The sequence below is a fragment of the Senegalimassilia anaerobia JC110 genome (assembly GCF_000236865.1).
Taxonomy (GTDB): Bacteria; Actinomycetota; Coriobacteriia; order Coriobacteriales; family Eggerthellaceae; genus Senegalimassilia; species Senegalimassilia anaerobia.
In genome coordinates this window covers 284,206-302,566 of the sequence record NZ_HE611014.1, presented here as the reverse complement: position 1 = coordinate 302,566, position 18,361 = coordinate 284,206, and the positions used below count along the sequence as shown (strand labels likewise).

Annotated in this window: 13 protein-coding genes; 4 read left to right on the top strand and 9 right to left on the bottom strand. The window is 66.1% G+C overall.

Annotated elements, in window-relative coordinates; genetic code table 11:
* The first annotated feature begins 288 nt into the window (after positions 1-288).
* From SFHG_RS01290 to SFHG_RS01280, 3 genes are all read left to right on the top strand, one after another.
* The gene (locus tag SFHG_RS01290) at positions 289-984 is read left to right on the top strand and encodes a response regulator transcription factor (protein WP_042433509.1); all 696 of its coding nucleotides are present in this window, start codon (positions 289-291) and stop codon (positions 982-984) included.
* 26 nt (positions 985-1,010) lie between these two features.
* On the top strand, positions 1,011-2,045 hold the full coding sequence (locus SFHG_RS01285) for a sensor histidine kinase (protein WP_202898030.1): 1,035 nt from the start codon (positions 1,011-1,013) through the stop codon (positions 2,043-2,045).
* A gap of 304 nt (positions 2,046-2,349) precedes the next feature.
* Positions 2,350-3,462, top strand: a complete 1,113-nt coding sequence (locus SFHG_RS01280; RefSeq protein ID WP_042432476.1) for a 3-oxoacyl-ACP synthase III family protein — start codon at positions 2,350-2,352, stop codon at positions 3,460-3,462.
* A 221-nt stretch (positions 3,463-3,683) separates the two neighbouring features.
* On the opposite strand, the gene SFHG_RS01275 is transcribed toward SFHG_RS01280, so the two are convergent.
* The 9 genes from SFHG_RS01275 to rlmD all read right to left on the bottom strand — a co-directional run bounded on the left by SFHG_RS01275 (position 3,684) and on the right by rlmD (position 15,262).
* Positions 3,684-4,277 (bottom strand): biotin transporter BioY, encoded by a 594-nt coding sequence (locus SFHG_RS01275; protein ID WP_238318238.1) that lies wholly within the window; start codon positions 4,275-4,277, stop codon positions 3,684-3,686.
* 199 nt (positions 4,278-4,476) lie between these two features.
* A complete protein-coding gene (locus SFHG_RS01270) occupies positions 4,477-6,000 on the bottom strand; it encodes an MATE family efflux transporter (protein WP_042432470.1) in 1,524 nt (507 codons plus the stop codon).
* Positions 6,001-6,311: 311 nt separating this feature from the next.
* Complete coding sequence (locus tag SFHG_RS01265) at positions 6,312-7,181, bottom strand: biotin--[acetyl-CoA-carboxylase] ligase (protein WP_052297754.1); 870 nt, start codon at positions 7,179-7,181, stop codon at positions 6,312-6,314.
* Positions 7,182-7,396: 215 nt separating this feature from the next.
* Positions 7,397-8,722: a dihydropteroate synthase gene (gene folP / locus SFHG_RS01260; protein ID WP_042432468.1), complete on the bottom strand. Its 1,326-nt coding sequence runs from the start codon at positions 8,720-8,722 to the stop codon at positions 7,397-7,399.
* A gap of 168 nt (positions 8,723-8,890) precedes the next feature.
* Positions 8,891-11,137 carry an ATP-dependent zinc metalloprotease FtsH gene (gene ftsH / locus SFHG_RS01255; protein WP_081468868.1) on the bottom strand — a complete coding sequence of 749 codons (2,247 nt, stop codon included), beginning with the start codon at positions 11,135-11,137 and terminating at the stop codon, positions 8,891-8,893.
* Between the two features lie 13 nt (positions 11,138-11,150).
* Positions 11,151-11,693 carry a hypoxanthine phosphoribosyltransferase gene (gene hpt / locus SFHG_RS01250; RefSeq protein ID WP_042432465.1) on the bottom strand — a complete coding sequence of 181 codons (543 nt, stop codon included), beginning with the start codon at positions 11,691-11,693 and terminating at the stop codon, positions 11,151-11,153.
* Between the two features lie 270 nt (positions 11,694-11,963).
* The gene (locus SFHG_RS01240) at positions 11,964-12,659 is read right to left on the bottom strand and encodes a Maf family protein (protein ID WP_202898029.1); all 696 of its coding nucleotides are present in this window, start codon (positions 12,657-12,659) and stop codon (positions 11,964-11,966) included.
* Complete coding sequence (tilS, locus tag SFHG_RS01235) at positions 12,656-13,855, bottom strand: tRNA lysidine(34) synthetase TilS (RefSeq protein WP_081468867.1); 1,200 nt, start codon at positions 13,853-13,855, stop codon at positions 12,656-12,658. The genes SFHG_RS01240 and tilS overlap by 4 nt, the downstream gene beginning before the upstream one ends.
* Before the next feature lie 30 nt (positions 13,856-13,885).
* Positions 13,886-15,262, bottom strand: a complete 1,377-nt coding sequence (rlmD, locus tag SFHG_RS01230) for a 23S rRNA (uracil(1939)-C(5))-methyltransferase RlmD (RefSeq protein WP_081468866.1) — start codon at positions 15,260-15,262, stop codon at positions 13,886-13,888.
* 332 nt (positions 15,263-15,594) lie between these two features.
* Between rlmD and SFHG_RS01225 the strand changes: the two genes are divergently transcribed.
* Complete coding sequence (locus tag SFHG_RS01225) at positions 15,595-18,222, top strand: ATP-binding protein (protein WP_052297753.1); 2,628 nt, start codon at positions 15,595-15,597, stop codon at positions 18,220-18,222.
* Positions 18,223-18,361: the final 139 nt, after the last annotated feature.

The window sequence follows — 18,361 nt, the reverse complement described above, 5'->3', positions numbered from 1 at the left end:
GTCGGCGCGGGGCGGGCCCTGGCGCTGCTCGGGCCGAGCCCCGGCGCGGGCCCGGGCTCCGACTCGGCGACCGGACAGATAAGCCTCCGTCCCCAAGTGTCCGGATCGGATCGTTTCGCCCCGGGGAGGTAACGTGTTTTTGACGGGAAGGCCACCTGCCGGGCCGATGCGGGTATAGTTGTCGTAAGAACGTGGGACGGCTGCCACCTTGCGGCGCCCAGCGCTCGGCAACGGCGCTGCCCGGCATGCCGCGCAAGCAGCCTTCGCAATGGAAAGATGAGGCACATCATGAACGAAACGCCTTCGCGCATCCTGGTCGTGGACGACGAGCCCTCCATCACGGAGTTCGTCGGATACGCCTTGAAGAAAGAGGGCTTCCAGCCCGACGTCGTGGACAACGGCGAGGACGCGCTGGCAATGGCCCAGGAAAACGACTACGACCTGTTCGTCCTGGATATCATGCTGCCCGGCATGGACGGCTACGAACTGTGCCGCCGCCTACGCACCAAGACGTCCGCGCCCGTGCTGTTCCTCTCGGCTCGCGACACCGAGCTGGACAAGGTGGTCGGGCTCGAGATCGGCGGCGACGACTACCTGGCCAAGCCCTTCGGCGTGCGTGAGCTCATCGCCCGCGTGCGCGCGCTGCTGCGCCGCAGCCAGGGCAACGAGCTCACGCCGAACAGCCACGCCATCACCGCCAGCGGCATCACGCTCGACGAGGACGCGCACACCGCCACCGGCCCCGCCGGCGACATCGATCTGACGCCCCGCGAGTTCGAGCTGATGGCATGCCTTATGAAGAACGCCGGCAAGGTGGTTTCGCGCGAGGAGCTGCTGCGCGACGCCTGGGGCTGGGAATACCTCACGGAAACCAAGACCGTGGACACCCACATCAAGCGCCTGCGTGATAAGATCGAGCAAGCCGGATACGATCCCGGCCTTGTGGAAACGGTTCGCGGTTACGGATATAGGTTCAAGCTATAAAACGGCTGCAGACATATTTCGCGCTCTTGGCCACGCTGCTCAGCCTGCTCGCTGCGGTGGTCACGGCCGTCGTGTGCATGCTCGTGTACGACGCCTCCATAGCGGTCCTGCTGGTCCTTATCCCTATCAGCGTGGTCATCTTCTGCATCAGCCTGCTTATCGGCCATTTCCTGTCCGAACCGCTTAGCGACCTGGCGAAGAAGATGGCAGCGTTCCGCAGCGGCGCGCCCGTCACGTTCGAGCCCGACGGCCGCATGTACGAGGCCGACCTGCTGACCAGCGACTTCAAGCGCCTCGTGCAAACCACCACCCAGCAGCAGCATGACCTTGCCATCAAGGAGCGCCGCCAAAACGAGTTCATCAGCGACGTCGCGCATGAGCTGCGCACGCCGCTGACGGCCATCCGCGGCAACGCCGAGATGCTCGCCGACCCCGACCTGCCGCCCTCGCTGCATGAGAAGTTCTGCGGCATCATCGTGAACGAAAGCGAGCGCCTCAGCCGCCTGACGCACGACCTGCTGACCCTGCAGCGCATAGAAAGCTCCCCCATCCCCGAGACCATGCAGCGCGTGAACCTGCACGATCTGGCGAACAGCGTGGTCGACGCGCTGTCCCCCATCCTGCACGATCGCCAGGCGAACACGAGCGTCTCGGGCGAGGCGCCCGACGTGCTGGGCAACCCCGACAGCTTGCGCCAGGCCGTCACCAACCTGGTCGAGAACGCCAGCCGCTTCATCAAGCCCGGCGGGCACATCAACGTTGAGCTGTTCGGCATGAACGGCAACTCCATCATCGCCGTGAAAGACGACGGCTGCGGCTTCGGCGACGTGGACCCCAAGCTGCTCTTCGACCGTTTCTACCGCACCGACGCAAGCCGCACGCGCGGCACGGGCGGCACGGGCCTGGGCCTTGCCATCGTGAAGTCCATCGCCGAAGCGCACGACGGCACCGTCGAGGCCGTCAACCTCCCCGAGGGCGGGGCGTGCTTCATGATCGCCATCCCCTCCATCCCCGCCGACATCTCGGTGAAGAAACCCCACGGGAAAACGAAGAACGCCTAAAAGGAAAGCCTGGTCAACCGGGCTGACGGCCGATGCCCGGTCCGCTCCCCAGGCGGCATCGGCCCTTTCGCCATGCGCGCCCCATAACCGGCCATCGCCGCCCATCCGCACATGCGCCCGACCCCTCCGCCGGCCGGAACGTCCCCAGGACATCGAGCGTTTACTTCACCCGCGCATCGATTCCGGTACGAGCAGGGGTCATGACATGGGGATTCGCAGGGGCCGCAACGCGCGATGCTATACTCGAACGTAATCGACACGCATCATCTCCGGGGCGCATCGCCCCGCACATCGAAGGAGCATCATGGGTTGCACCATCATCGGCTGCGGCAAGCAGCTGCCGGCACTTGACGTGCCCAATGAAGAGCTGACCAAGCTGGTGGACACCAGCGACGAATGGATTTCCTCGCGCACGGGCATCCTCTCGCGCCGCGTGTGCGTCGGCGAGGGCAACGTCGACCTGGCCGAAGGCGCCGCGCGACAGGCGCTCGGCTGGGCGGACGGCGGCTATTCCGAGCGCAAGATCGCTCCCGAGGACATCGACCTCATCATCTACTCCACCATCACGCCCGACGAAGTGGTCCCCACCTGCGCCGCCGTGCTGCGCCGACGCTTGGGGCTGGTCAACGCCGCGGCATTCGACATGAACGCCGCGTGCTCGGGCTTCATCTACGGCCTGACCATCGCCGAGACCATGATGTCCGCCAGCGCCCCGGGCGCTGCAGGCGCGGCGGGCCGCAACCCCATCCACCGCGCGCTCGTGGTAGGCGGCGAGCGCTTGACCCGCATCGTCGACTGGAACGACCGCAACACATGCGTGCTGTTCGGCGACGGCGCCGGCGCCGCCGTGGTGGAGTGGGATGAGCGCAAGCCCGGCATCCTGGCCTGGTACATCAAAAACGATGACGACGACTCCAACGCCCTCACCTGCCCTTCCGCCTACGACGCGCCCCAGCCCTTCACGCCCGAGGGCATCGATGCAGACGCTCTGCAACAGGCCGACCCCGGCACCGCCCCCATCGACGCCGAGCTCGATGTCACGGAACGCGTTGCCGCAGGAGCGCCGCGCCAGGCCCTGTACATGAACGGCCAGAAGGTGTTCAAGTTCGCCACCAGCGTCATGCCCGCCGCCATCGAGGAGGTGCTACGCCGCGCGAACCTGACCATCGACGACGTGCAGTTCATCGTCCCGCATCAGGCGAACCTGCGCATCATCAAGTACGCCGCCAAGCGCATGGGCCTGCCGCTCGAGCGCTTCCAGGTGTCCATCGCGCATCGCGGCAACTCATCGTCGGCGTGCATCCCCATGACGCTGTGCGACGCGTACGAAAGCGGCAACATCCACCCCGGCGACAAGGTGGTGCTCGTAGGCTTCGGCGGCGGCTTCACCAGCGGCGCCGTCCTGTACGAGGCGTAACCGCACGCTCGGATTCCCTTTTCTGCAACGGGGCGCCGCGGCAGCTGCGAGACCATCCGACAGGCCCTGCTCGTGCGGGCGCGCATAATCCCTCCTTTGCGCGCCTGCACGCCTGGCAACCGGAAGCCCGTCCTCGGAATTCAAGCCCGCATCTTGCATCAGAACGCGAAAAAGCCCGCTTATGCGGGCTTTTTCATTACGCTTGGGTTATGCGATATCGCTTATGCGCGACGCCCCACGGCAGCGTTGACGGCGCGGGCGCAGATGACCGCCGCGACCAGTTTCGCCAGGTCGACCAGGATGAACGGCGCAACGCCGGCCGCGAAGGCGGCGGCGGGCGTCATGGAAGCCACGGCCATGAGCTGCGCCCAACCGCACACGTAGGCGACGGCAAGGAACACCAGACCGGTCAGGAAGTCGATAGCGAACGCACGGGCGCCCTTCGCCTGGCCATCGCGAGCCAGCACGGCCTTCAGGCCGAAGCGCACTGCCACGGCCAGGCCCACGCCCAGCAGGTAGCCCCACAGAAATCCGCCGGTCGCACCGGCCAGAACGCCGATGCCGCCGCGCATGCCGCTGAACACGGGCACGCCCACAGCGCCGAGCACCAGGTACGCGGTGATGGCCGCAACAGCCTCTTTCGGCTGCAGCACCAGCACCATGAACGCCACGGCGAAGATCTGCAGCGTGAACGGCACAGGGCCCAAGGGCACCGTCACCCACGCCGACACCGCCGTGATGGCGACCGTCAATGCGACGAACGCGATAGAACGCGTGCGCGACCCAGCTGCCGTCTTCTTCTGAACCTGTTCCACAACTTCCCCTTCCTTGTCCCCCTGGTTCATCCAGAAGGCCCATCCGCGACATCATCGCGGCGATCGCTGCGCCGAACGCATCGATCCTATTTCCTATAAATCACAGCGGAATTGTAGCATGCGCACAATTTCCTTCGCCCTTTTTGACCGCAAAAATAGCCTTGCAGCGCAAAAAACGTTGCAAGGCTGAAACAAACCGCTAGAACTTGGCCTGTAGCTGGCCGTTCTCCAGCTTGCGCAGGCGCTTGAGCTCCAGCAGGACGAACACGCCGGTGGTGAAGATGGCCAGGAAGTCCGCCACGGGGCACGCGAAGTACAGCGCATCCAGACCCGTGTAGCCCGGGAACCATACGGGCATGACCATGGGCAGGCCGATATAGAGCGGGATCAGGAACAGGATCTGGCGCGTGAGCGACAAGAACACCGATTTCGCCGGCTGGCCCGTTGCCTGGAAGTAGTTCGAGCCCACGATCTGGAAGCCCACGAACGGGATGAGGAACAGCTGCACCTGCAGCGCGAACACCGTGAACGACAGCAGGTTCGGGTCGGTGATGCCAAAGAAGCCGACGATCTGGACGGGGAACAGGTGCACGAGCGCCCACAGCACCACGGCGATGACCGTGTTGCCCGCGATGCCCCAGGCCAGCGTCATCTTCACGCGCTTGAACAGGTGCGCGCCGTAGTTGAAGCCGAGCAGCGGCTGGATGGCGATCGACATGCCGATAAGCGGCAGCACCACGAACGAGGCAACGCGCTGCACCACGCCGATGGACGCCAACGCGCCCTCCGCGCCGATGGGGCTTTGCGCGCCGTACATGTTCAGCAGGTTGTTCAGCACGAAGTTGACCGCCGCCATGCCCGCCTGGACGGCGAAGCTCGCAAGGCCCAGCGACAGGATCAGGCGCACGGTCTCGCCGTGCAGCGGCATCATGCGCAGGCGCAGGCGCATGGGGACGCCCTTCGTCAGGCAGAAGTACCACAGCACCGTGGCGCACGAGATAGCCTGGCCGCACACGGTGGCAAGCGCGCTGCCCACGACGCCCATGCCCATGACCAGCACGAACAGCGCATTGAACACCGTGCACGCCACGGCGCCGATGATCATGGTGCCCAGCGCGCGGTTCGGGGCGCCGGCGGTACGGATGAAGTTGTTCACGCCCATGCCGATGCACTGGAAGATGAAGCCCAGGCTGATGATGCGGATGAACTGCATGGCGTAGCCCCAGTCCTCGGGAGTGGCGCCGGACACGCTGAGCAGCCCATCGATGCAAGCTGGGACGAACATGACGATGGCAACCACCACCGAGGCGATAAGGGAGAGCGTGACCGTGTTGCCCAGGCTGCGCTCGGCCTCCTCGGGCTTGCCCTCGCCCATGCGCAGCGCGGCCAGGGCGTTGCCGCCGTTGCCCACCAGCATGGCGATGGCCATGAACACCGTCATGATGGGCATGGCCACCGTGGCGGTGGACAAGCCGATCTCGCCCATGGCCTGGCCCAGGAAGATGGAGTCGATGACGTTGTACGCGCCGTTGACCAGCATGCCCAAGATGGAGGGGACGGCGAACTCGGTGATAAGGCGCGGGATGGATTCCGTGCCCATGCGCGTCACCTTATCGTGCTGTCTGGGCTTGCCTTGGCCGCCGGGTGCCGCAGGCTTGCCCTGGGCATCCGTCGGATGGGACGGCGCCGCAGACGTATCCTTCGTTTCTTGCTCGTGCGTCATGCTTGCGTGCTGCCTTTCGAAACCTTTTACTACCTAAAATTTTGTCAGCTCTTAATTGTATGACCGGCGACCCACGGAGAGCGCACGCAGGAGAACCCCATGCCGGGATTCCATCGTTCATGCATATCAGATAAGAAAGGAAAAAAGGGGGGCGAAGCTGGACGCCTTCGAAGCGCTGCCGGCTTCGCTGCCGCGCACATGTCGGACGCATGCGCCCAAGCCGCATGCGCGCAAACGCCGAAACAGCGCGCGCATCTGGCGCGCAGGCGCCGCGGTCGGCACGCATGCGACGCACCGACCCGCAGAGACGCCTAGCGGATATGAGCCTCGCCCGAGCTGGCGAACACCTCCACGCCTTCCGGCGTGCGCAGCACCAGCCTGCCGTCCGGGGCCACGCGCGTCACCATGCCCGCCGCCAACACGTTGCCCGAAAGGTCCTCCATGCGAACGAAGCGCCCGGACAGCGCAGAGCAGCCGTCGAACTCGGCTTGGAAGGGCTCAAAGCCCTGTTCGCACCACAGCGGATAGGCGATGGCAAGCTGATCGCAGAGCGCATCGGCCACGGCGTTGATGCGGTCCTCAACAGCGCCTTCGCAAAAACCGAGCTCATCCAGGTACGCAGGGACGTTCTTCCCCGCCGGCACGGATGCGGCATCGGCCGGACGCGCCACGTTAACGCCCACGCCCACGCACAACGCCCGCGCATGCATCTCCGTCGAGATGCCGCACAGCTTATGGAAGGGACGGCTAGGCTGGGAATCGCCACCAAGGGCCGCGTCGCAAAGGGGCGAAGGCCCCTCCCCGCAAGCGGAACCCTCGCCCGCCGCGGACGCGGCTTCATCCAGGGAAGCGGGCGCTTCAGCCACCACGATATCGTTCGGCCACTTCACCTGCATGCGGTCCTCAAGCTCAGGAACAAGGACCGCAACCGCGCGACGGACGGCAAGGCCCACCAGCAAGCTGAGCGTGGGAAGCTGCGCCGGCGGGACTTCGGGGCGCAGCAAAAACGACTGGTACATGCCGCCGATCGGACTTTCCCACGCGCGACCCTGCCTGCCGTAACCGGCGGTCTGCCGCAGGCCGCGCACGGCCAACCCCTCGGGCTCGCCTTCTTCGATAGCACGCTTGATCAGGTCGTTCGTGGACGTTACGGTCTCAAACGATTGCACGCGAAACTGCATCCCAGCACCTTTCTCCCCTTATGTGGCGGCACGGCGTAAAGCCATCGCAAGGCCACGGAAAGCCGCAATGAGCCAACGCTCCAGCTTCGCAAACCGCAGCCCATCGCCCAAGCCGACAACCCGGCCCTGGGCCCCGCAAACCCGACGCAAGCCCGATATCAGAGCCTGCGCCCCGGAACCCATCCGACCATCCGCAAGCCGCCGCTTTCCCCGGCTTAACGGCTGATGCGCTCGGCTTTCCCGTAGCGCTCGGATTCCGGCTTGGCCGCCTGCGCGACGCGCACGTCGTCGGCCAGCACGTGGTTCGGGCGCAGCTCCAGCAGCGGCTTCAGCACGAAGTCGCGCTCGAAGATGCGCGGATGAGGCAGCGTGAGCACATCGTTGTCCGTGACGTAGAGCTGATAGTCCAGGATATCCAGGTCGCACGTGCGCGGCCCGTTCTCGATCTCGCGCACGCGGCCCAGGCTGTTCTCGATAGCGTGCAGGTATCCCAGCAGCTCCTTCGGCGCGATGCCCGTGCGCAGCAGCACCACGGCGTTGACGAACGTGTCCTGGTCCTCGTAGTACGCAGGCTCGCTTTCGTAGAAGCTGGAGATGTCGATGATCTGCGAATCGGGAAGGCTGCACAGCTCGGTGATGGCCTGGTTGAGCATGGCGATCTTGCCCTCAAGCTCCTCGCCGGGCTCCGCCACCAACGGCACGTTGCAGCCCAGGCCCAAGAACGCGTACGGGCGCATGTCGGATAGCGCCTTCACGGTTTCCGCCACGTTGTGCGCACGCACAACGCCCGCACCCAGCTCGCACGCCATAAGCGCCTCGGTGGCGCTCACGTGGTCGCGCTCGACCGGGTCGTCGATGCCGTAGGCGAAGCCCAGATAGCTTTTGCGGGAAACGGCAACCATGACCGGGTAGCCCAAGCGCGCAAACTCCTGGAAGTTGCGTACGAGCTCGAGGGTCTGCGAAGCCGTTTTGCCGAAGCCCGGGCCCGGGTCGACGCAGATGCGCTCAGACGCCACGCCGGCGGCCTCGAGCATGGCCGCCTGGCCCCGCAGGTAATCGCGCACCTCGGCGACCACATCGTCGTATTGCGGGTTCTGCTGCATGGTGCCCGGCTCGCCCTTCATGTGCATGACCACCACGCCGCAATCGCTTTCGGCGGCAACCTGCACCATGGCCGGATCGCGGAAGCCCGACACGTCGTTGATGATGGCGGCGCCGGCTTCCACGCACGCCTTCGCCACAGTGGCATGACGGGTGTCCACGCTTACGCAGACGCCCTGCTCGGCAAGGGCGCGCACCACGGGAAGCACGCGGGCCGTCTCCTCCTCGACGCTCACCTCGGCCGACCCCGGGCGCGTTGACTCGCCGCCCACGTCGATCATATGCGCGCCCTCGTCGAGCATCTGCTGCGCCCAGGCCAGCGCAGCCTCGGGCGTGTTGTGCGTGCCGCCGTCGCTGAAGCTGTCGGGCGTGACGTTGAGGATGCCCATGATCACCGGTTTGCGCGTATCGAACTCGAACGAGCCGCATTTCCACATCATGCTGAATGCCTTTCTTTCAAAAGAAGGCGAGCCTGACGGCCCGCCTTCTTGCTATACCTTGACGTTTTCACATCGCGCCAGCCGCACCAGGCCGAAAAGCCCAGCACGTCGTGCGCGAACGATCCCGCCGCCGCCCACCGCGAAGGTGCGGCGCAGCGCCACGCCGGTTTACTCTGCCGGCGGGTACGGGGGCTGCTGACCGCCCGCGGGGGGAACCGGCGGCTGACCGCCGTTCGCAGGAGCCTGCGGCTGCTGCACGCCTGCCGGCTGCACGGGCGAACCCGACTGCACGGGCGAACCCGGCTGCGCCGGCGGCACCTGACCGCCCTGCTGGCCGTTCCAGTTCGGGTCGGCAAGCTGCTCGTCGCGAGCACGCGCCGCCGCCTCCTCGGCCTCCTTCGCGGCGATGATGTCGCCTTCGCGCTGCAGATAATCGTTCCAGTTGTTGTCCAGCAGCGCCTTGCAGGCCTCGCCCTCGACGGTTTCGCGCTCAAGCAGCACGCTTGCCATAAGGTCCATCTGCTCGCGATGCGTGCTGAGGATATGGTAAGCGCGGTCGTGCGCTTCCTTCATGATGCGCGCGACCTCGTCGTCGATGCGGCGAGCGGTTTCCTCGGAGTAGTCCTGCGTGTTGCCCATGTCGCGGCCCAGGAACACCTCGTGGTTGGGCTGGCCGAACACCTGCGTGCCCAGCTCGGCGGACATGCCGTACTGCGTGACCATGGCGCGGGCCATCTTGGTGGCGCGCTCCAGGTCGTTGCTGGCGCCGGTGGTCACATCGTCGCAGAAGATCTCCTCGGCGACGCGGCCGCCCATGAACACCGCCAGCTCGTCGCGCATCTCGCCCGCCGTGTTGAGGACCTTGTCCTCCTTGGGGATGGACAGGGTGTAGCCCAGCGCGCGGCCGCGGCTGATGATGCTGATCTTGTGCACCGGATCGGCCTTCGGCAGCAGGTGGCCCACCAGGGCATGACCGCTTTCGTGGTACGCGATGGTGTGCTTGGTCTGGTCGTCCATCACGCGGCCCTTGCGCTCGGGACCGGCGATGACGCGCTCCATGGACTCGCTGACCTCTTGCTGCGTGATGATCTTCTTGTTGCGGCGTGCGGTCAGAAGCGCTGCCTCGTTAAGCAGGTTGGCCAGGTCGGCGCCGGAGAAGCCCGGCGTGAGCTTGGCCACGGAGGACAGGTCCACGTCGCTGCCGAGTGGCTTGTTCTTCGCATGCACGTTCAGGATGCGCTCGCGGCCCTTCACGTCGGGCACGTCCACCACGATCTGGCGGTCGAAGCGGCCGGGGCGCAGCAGCGCGGGGTCGAGCACGTCGGCGCGGTTCGTGGCGGCGATGAGCACCACGGAGTCGTTGGCCTCGAAGCCGTCCATCTCGACGAGCAGCTGGTTGAGCGTCTGCTCGCGCTCGTCGTGGCCGCCGCCCAGGCCCGTGCCGCGCTGGCGGCCGACGGCGTCGATCTCGTCGATGAATACGATGGAGGGACTTGCCTCCTTAGCCTGCTTGAACAAGTCGCGCACGCGGGAGGCGCCCACGCCCACGAACATCTCGACGAAGTCGGAACCCGAGATGCTGAAGAACGGCACGCCCGCCTCACCGGCCACGGCGCGGGCCAGCAGCGTCTTGCCGGTGCCCGGAGGGCCCACCAGCAGGCAGCCGCGCGGGATCTTCGCGCCCATGGACTGGTACTTGGCGGGGTTGGCCAGGAAGTCCTTGATCTCCTGCATCTCCTCGACGGCCTCGTCCACGCCGGCGACATCGGCGAAGCGCACGTCGGGGCGCTCCTCGATGCTCTGCTTGGCCTTGGCCTTGCCGAAGTTCATCTGCGAGTTATTGGCCTTCGCCATTTGGTTGAACAGGAAGAACAACATTGCGCCGATGAGGACGATGGGCAGCAGCGTGGTGAGGATGTCGCCCCACGGGCTGGGGGTCTTCACCTCGTACTTGATCTCGGGGTGCTGGGCCATCAGATCGGACAGCGAGCTGCCGGCCCAGGTGCACGTGAACTTGTGCTCCTGGCCGAGCGTTTGGGATTCGATGTCCTGCGTGCCCACGCCCGAGAGCGGCTTGCCCGTGTTCGGGTCCTTCAGCGTTGCCATGCCTGCGTTCATGGCGTCGATGGCGCTGTTGAACGCGTCGGCGGCGGAATCGCCGGCCGTGACGGCGGGGTAATACGTGCCGGACACGGTGTAGTCACCGGCGCTGTACGTGACCTCCGTGACGCGGTTCTGGTCGACCGCCTGCAGGAACTCGGACGCCACCAGCTTATCGGTGGTGCCCTGCGAAGACTCCGACATGCTCATGAACTGCTGGCCCACGAAGAAGGCCACCAGCAGGAAAAGGACAACCGAGATGATGGTTGTCCGGGGGTTGGGCTGCTGGATCTGGGGTTTGTTGTTTTGCGGCATAGGCCTTGCTTTCCTAGTTGTAGAGCTCGGGCTTCAGGACGCCGATGTACGGCAGGTTGCGGTAGCGCTCGGCGTAGTCCAGGCCGTAGCCCACGATGAACTCGTCGGGGCACTCGAAGCCCACGTATGCGCAGTCGATCTTGGCCTGCGCGCGGGTTTTCTTGCGCAGCAGCGTGGCGACCTCGATGGACTTCGGGTTGCGCGCCTTCAGCGTTTTCAGCAGGTAGGTGAGCGTGAGGCCGGAGTCCAGGACGTCCTCGGCGATGACCACGTTGCGGCCCTCGATCTGGGAGGACAGGTCCTTCAGGATACGGACCACGCCGGAGCTTTTCACGCCGTTGCCGTAGGACGAGACGGCCATGTAGTCCATCTCGCACGGCAGCTGGATCTGACGTGCCAGGTCGGCCATGAAGATGGCCGCGCCGCGCAAGACGGAGATGAGGATGACGCCGTCGGGGTCGTCCTTATAGTCCTGCGTGATGCCCGCGCCGATCTCGGCGACGCGCTGCTTGATTTCATCCTCGGTGAACAGGATGCGATCGATGTTTTCGTGCACGATGATTACCTCTTCGATGCATTTCGCCTGAAGAGCGCCCTAAGCGCCCTTATATGAACGAGCACAAGTGTACCATTCGGCCCGACCGGGCACATGACAATACCGTAACGCCACATAAATACGAGCCCCTGTGGACCTGCCGAAACCGCCGGAAGCGGGCATGCGGCGCAAACCCGCCGCACAGGGCGCAAACGGCCCGAAACGCGAACCGGGGCGCCGCAGCGCCCCGGGATGCCGATGGCCTGCCGCTTGCGAAAACGGCGGGGCCGGCTACTTCAGATCGGGAAACTCCTTGAGCAGGCGCGTCACCGGAAGGCCGATGACGGTGTCCAGGTCGCCCTCGATATGCTTGATGAGCTTGGCGCCGTTGCCCTGGGCGGCATATGCGCCCGCCTTGTCGAACGATTCGCCGCACTTCAGGTACTCGGCCAGCTGCTCATCGGTCTGCGGATGGAACGTGACCGCCGCGCGGTCCACGAACGTGCGGAAGCCCAGCGACACGTCCTCGGCGTTGGGCGCGGACACCAACCACACCGACACGCCGGTGAGCACCTCGTGCGTGTTGCCCTGCAGACGACGCAGCATGCGCTTGGCGTCGGAGATGCTGGCCGGTTTGCCGAAGATCTCGCCGTCGCACACCACCATGGTGTCGGCGCCGATGATGGCCGCCATGCCCGTGTAGCCCTCGCCGAGCACCTCCTGCACCACGGCGCCGGCCTTGCGCTCGGCCAGCTTCTTCACCGCCTCGGGCGGGTTGGCCTCAAGGTCGGGCTCCAGCGACTCGTCCACCTCGGATACGCGGATGGTGAAGCTCACGCCCTCGCGCTCCAGAAGCTCCTTGCGGCGCGGGCTGCCGCTGGCAAGGATCACATCGACGGTCATCGGCTGCTCAGCGGCCTGCGCCTGCTCGGCTGCGGCCTGCTCGTTCTCCTGCGCCGCGTCTTGCGGCATGGGCTGTTCGCTCATTTCCTTCTCCTTGCTCTGAATGCGGCCATGGGCTCGAGCCTCACGCCGCGCTTGTTCGCGCTGATTGCCAGGTTCCCCTGGATGTTCGCAACGTATCCGCCATGCGGGGCGGCCTGCGGGGTGCCGGGCTCGTCCCACGCCGCCAGCACCGCATCGATCGATGCTGTCTCAACGCGTGCGTCGGGACCCAGCATGGCCTGCAGCACCTGCACCGCCGCGCGACGCTGCAGCGGCACGGGTTGGGTGCCCAGCTCGGGGGCGAGCACGCCGCCCTCCTCGTACGCCGGCGGTCGGTCGGGCAGCGCCTCGGTCCATGCCATATGGCGTTTCACCAGGTCGGATGCCATTTCCTCAAGCATGTCATCCTCGTCGGCGATCAGGTTCATGGTGCGCCCGAGCACCTCGAGCAGCTGCGGGCTGCGCTCCTTCACGTGCGGGATGACCTCGTGGCGCACGTAGGCGCGGAAGCGGTCGGTATGCGCATTGGTGGCGTCCTCGCGCCACAGGCAGCCATCGGCGTCGCATGCGCACGGCAGGCCCTCGCGCTCGCGCTGCTGCACGTAGTCGCGCAGGTCCTGGCGGCCGACGTCGAGCAGCGGGCGGACGACGGGGCCGTTGGCGTACTTCATGGCGCGGAAGCCGCCCGGCCCGGTGCCCACCATAGAGCGCATGTAGAAGTTCTCCACGCGATCGTCGGCGGTGTGGGCGGTGAAGATGCGGCCCTCGGACAGAGGCGCGGCGGCGTGGCGGCACAGGCTTGCAAGCGCCTCGTTGGCGGCGAGGTAACGCTCGCGGCGGGCGACGGCCTCCACGTTGCCGCCCTCGCGCTGCGCCTGGCCTGCGACGTCGATCTGACAGCTGAACAGGGGGATCCCAAGCAACTCCGCCAACTGTGCCGTGAACGCCTCATCTTGATCGGCGGCACCGGGGCGCAGCCGATGGTTCACATGCAGCATGGCGATGGGCCCGATGGCCCCTTCATCGGCCAGTTGCCGCGCGACGTACGCCAGCGCCGTGGAGTCCGAGCCGCCCGACACCATGAGCAGCACGGGCGTCTCGGCGTTCGCCAGCCCGCGCTGCTCGATGGCGCGACGCGCCGCCGCGAGCACGTCCTTGGGACGCGCGGCCGCATCGGCGCCGACCCCGGCATCGCCCGCCGCGGCGCGCTCGTTCCCCGTTCGCTGTTGCTCTGCCATTTCCTTCCCTACCTATATATATGGTTGCCGCTACATGCGCTCGATGAGCGCGATGGTCTCGATGTGGTCGGTGTGCGGGAACATGTCCACGGGCTGCACCGTTCGCACGCCGTAGCCGAATTGCTTGAGAAAGCCCAGGTCGCGCACCTGCGTTTCCGGATTGCACGAGATGTAGGCGATGCGCTCGGGCGCCAGCTGCACCGCTGCGCGCAAAAACTCCTCGGTGGAGCCGGCGCGCGGCGGGTCCATGAGCAGCACGAATGGTCGGCCCTCCTCATCGGTGCCTGCACGCCCTGCCGCCGCGGCCTGCGCCGCCATGTCGCGCATGAACGCGCCGGCGTCGGCCACCGCGAAGCGCGCGTTGTCCACGCCGTTGTGGCGCGCGTTCTGCCGCGCATCGCGGATGGAGGATTCCACGCAATCCACGCCCGTGACCTGCGCCGCGCCCATGGAGGCCGCCACCAGGCCGATGGTGCCCGTGCCGCAGTACGCGTCGATGGCGTGCTCGGCGCCGGTGAAGCCCGCCAGTTCGATGGCCTGGCGGTACAGCACCTCGGTCTGCACGCTGTTCACCTGGTAAAACGACTGCGACGAGATGCGGAAGCTCAGCCCGCACAGCTTGTCCAGGATGAAGCCGGGGCCGTAGAGCACCTGCTCGCGCTGGCCGAGCACCACGTTGGTCTGACGCTCGTTGACGTTCTGCACCACCGTGGTGATGAACGGGCAGCGACGCACCAGCTCGCGGCAGAAGCTCTTCGCGCCGGGGAACTGCTGGCCATTGGTGACCAGCGTGACCAGCACCTCGCCGGTGGTGTGGCCCACGCGCACCACGGCATGGCGCATGAAGCCGGTGCCGCGGTCCTCGTCGTAGGGCGGGATGCCGAACTTCAACATAAGGCTGCGCACCGTGCGGATGACCTGCTTGGCCTGGGCGTTCTCGATCAGGCATTCCCCCGTGTCGATGATGCGGTGCGTTCCGGCGGCGTACATGCCGCACAGGATGTCGCGCTGCGGGGAGGCAGGGCGGCTGGGGCGCTTGCCGCCGCCGCGCTTGCCGGGCGCGGCCTTGCGCGGCGCGCCGGGGGCGAACGGGGACATCACCTTGTTGCGGTAGGCGTACGGATCCTGCATACCCAGGATGGGACGCAGCGCCTCAGGGCCTGCCACCTGGGAAAACAACTGGGCCACGCGCTCGTCTTTCGCCGCAAGCTGCTGGTCGTAGGGCTGGTTGACGTGCTGGCAGGCGCCGCACTGGCGCGCAACCGGGCACTGCGGCAGACCGTTTGCCGCCACGTTGCCCTCCTGCCCGCGCTCCCGCTGACGCCGAGGACCGGCCTGGGGCCGTGCCGCCTGCCGCAGGCGCTTTCCGCCCTGCCCGCCTGCGCGCTTCTGGCCGTTTTCCTTCATGAGCTCCCCTTGTCCGCTTGCATAAAACCGTAACTACCCAGTATACGCACATGCGCGGCCAGCGAGGCTGCGCCGCCGACAACCTCAAGGCAGAATCCACGCCTCCCCGTAACGGGCCGGCAACGGACGCGGCACGGTTCGGCGCACGTTCGCCCGCGCCGCCGTACACCGCGCCCAGAGCGCATATGATGGTGCGGACGACGGCTCGCCCAACGCATGCGCGCCAGGCTCGTATGCGCAACGGGCCCGGCGCGCATACGCCGGCGCCGGCCGCCGAAGCCTTCCATACGCACCGCGCGGGCATTGCCCGCGCTTGCCCGAAACGAGGTCCCATGCAACGACGATCCCTCGCCGCCGCCATCGGCATCGTCATCGTGACGCTTGCCTGCGTGTGCGGCCTGTACGTCCACTTCATACAAGAGAAGGTGCACGACGAGAGCGCCGACCACCTGAAGGAAATCTATTCCCAGGTCAACAACACGTTCTCCATGCTGGTATCCGACAACTGGAACCACCTGAGCACATGGAACACCATGCTCGAAGACTCCGCCGCCCACTCGCCCGACGGCTCCGTTTCCGGCGACGATGCCGAGCAGGCGCGCGAGTTCATCGACGGCGAACAGGCAAAATGGGGCTTCACCGACTTCTACTTCATCAACTCACAGGGCGCCTACGCCACCCCCGACGGCGAGCGCGGCACCCTGAACCTAGGTCAACAGCTCGATCAGCTGAACGGCGGGAGCAGCATCGTGGCGGACACCGTTCCCACCAGCGGCACGGGACTGACGGTGTTCGCCACGCCCGTGGCGCCCGCCTCGTTCGACGGGTTCGAATACTCAGCCATCGCCATAAGCTACAACAACCACGACATGGAAGCGGCCCTTGACGTGAACGCCTTCGACGGGCAGTCCAGCTGCTTCGTCATCACGCCGGCCGGCAACCTGCTGTTCTCCGCCACCGACCAGTACTCGCAGTCGTCGAACCTGCTCGACTGGCTCGGCCAGACAGCCTCGTTCGGCGCAGACGACGGCATAGATTCCCTTCGATCAGACATCGATGCAGGTCAAAGCGGCACCACGCAGTTCTCCACCGCCACCAACCAGTACTATCTCACCTACATGCCCGTCGGGTTCCAGGACTGGGTGATGGTAGGCGTGGTCCCGAGCAACGTGGTCAACGCCAGCATGTCGGAGGTGCAGCTGCTCACCATCGCAACCGTGTCGGTGGTTCTGTTCGCGCTTGCCGCGCTGGTAGTGGTCATCCTGGTGCAGCACGGGCGACGCGTGCTCGACCAGCAGGTCCGGGAGGTGAAGTACCGCGAGCAGCTGTTCAGCGCGCTGTCGGGCAGCACCGACAACATCTTCATCATGTTCAGCCCCGACGGCGGATCGGTCGATTACGTCAGCCCGAACACGAAGCGCATCCTGGGCATCCCCGCCGCCGACATCGCCAAGGACGTGCGCAACATCGACCGCTCGCTGGAGCCGGGATCGGTAAGCCTGCTCGAGATCAACATGCATTCGCTTCCCAGCAACGACCACCGCGATGGCGACAGCACGCGACGCCATCAAGAGACCGGCGAGCTGCGCTGGTACCACGAGACGCTATTCCGCGCGAAGGTGGGCGACACGGAGAAGCTGGTGTACGTTCTGTTCGACCGCACGAAGGAGACCGAGAGCCGCGAACGCCTGCAGCAGGCGCTGGCCATTGCCAAGCAATCGAACCAGTCGAAGAGCACGTTCTTGGCGAAGATGTCCCACGACATCCGCACCCCCATCAACGCCATCATGGGCATGACGCAGATTGCGCGCGACAACGCCGGCGACTGGGACAAGACCGACGAATGCCTGGCCACCATCCAGACCTCGTCGCAACACCTGCTCAGCCTTATCAACGACGTGCTCGACATGTCCAAGATCGAAAGCGGCGCCATCGAGCTGCAGGAGGAATGCTGCGATCTTGACACGCTGATGCGCGATGTGGACGCCATCATGCGGCCGCAAACCGCCGCGAAGGGGCAGCTGCTCACGCTCGATGCGGTGAACGTGCAGCACCGCAGCTTCGCCGCCGACCAGCTGCGCGTGCGCCAGATCCTACTGAACCTGCTGTCGAACGCGGTGAAGTACACGCCCGACGGCGGCATGGTGGCCCTGCACGTGGAGGAGCACGAGCAGACCAGCCCGCATTTCGTGCGCCTGAGCTTCATCGTACGCGACAACGGCATGGGTATGCCGCCCGAGTTCATCGACCACGTCTTCGCCCCGTTCGAGCGCGCCGAAGGCAGGCAGATGCAGGGCATCCAAGGCACCGGCCTGGGCATGACCATCACGAAGGCCTTGGTAGACGCCATGGGCGGCACCATCGACGTGGAAAGCAAGGAAGGCCACGGCACCACGTTCACCGTGAAGCTGAAGTTCAAGCTGGGCGAAGGCGAAGGCGCGAAGCCGTGTCCGTGCAAGGCTGCCGAGAACGACCCCGGCACGGGAAAGCGAACGGGCAAGGACGCCGAGCGCGGACGCGCGAGGGGCGATGCGGACGAGAAGCGCCCCTCCTATACCGAGGTGTTCAAGGGCCGACGCTACCTGGTGGCCGAGGACAACCAGATCAACCGCATCATCCTGGCCGAGATGCTCACTGAGCGCGGGGCGACCCTCGAGCAGGCGCAAAACGGCAAGGAGGCCGTGGAGCTGTTCGCAAAAAGCGAGCTGCAGCACTTCGACGCCGTGCTTATGGACGCCATGATGCCCGTGATGGACGGCTACGAGGCCACGCGCGCCATCCGCAAGCTGCCGCGCCCCGACGCGCAGACCACGCCCATCGTGGCGCTGACCGCCAACGCCTACGCAGACGACGTGAAGAAGGCGCTGGACTCGGGCATGAACGCCCACGTGGGCAAGCCGTTCAAGATCGCCGACCTGGCGAAAGCCCTCGACGAGCTGCAGCGCGGCGACGATCGCTAGCGGCGCAGGGGTGCCGCGGCACCCCTGCAGCGGAGCCGCGACGCCCCACGGCATTGCCCGGCGGCACCCTACGCGCGCTGCGCATAACGCGGGGCTATAATCGGAAGCGAACCGCCTTGACCCTATGCCCCACCGCATC